At 76.8% G+C, this 280-nt stretch carries 1 protein-coding gene; it reads left to right on the top strand.

Annotated features, from left to right (window positions below; genetic code table 11):
* A partial coding sequence (locus MJ643_RS30670; RefSeq protein WP_247727307.1) for a hypothetical protein occupies nucleotides 1-280 on the top strand: 280 nt, incomplete at both ends.

The following is a 280-nucleotide window of genomic DNA, read 5'->3' as shown; positions in this document are numbered from 1 at the left end:
CACGCCATCGCGACCGCCGCCGCACCGCTCGCCTGCATCGCCGCCACCCGCGGCGGCGTCAGCCGGGCGCGCAAGGACGCCCGCCTCGCGGCGGTGCTGTCGGAGTTCGGCTACACGACCTACGTCGCCGCGCACGACGACGAGGACGTGTGGCTCGACGACGCCGCGAGGCTCGTCGTCTGCGACGTCGTCTGCCCGGCCGACGACCTGCCGGTCGAGGTCGCGCTCGCGGCCACGCGCGGCGTGAAGGTCGTCGTGCTCGCGCCCGCCGGGGTCGAGC

This window comes from Pseudomonas sp. PNPG3 (genome assembly GCF_023093815.1).
Taxonomy (GTDB): domain Bacteria; phylum Pseudomonadota; class Gammaproteobacteria; order Pseudomonadales; family Pseudomonadaceae; genus Aquipseudomonas; species Aquipseudomonas asiatica.
Note: the sequence above shows the minus strand (reverse complement) of the source record. Positions and strands in the feature narration are given on the sequence as shown.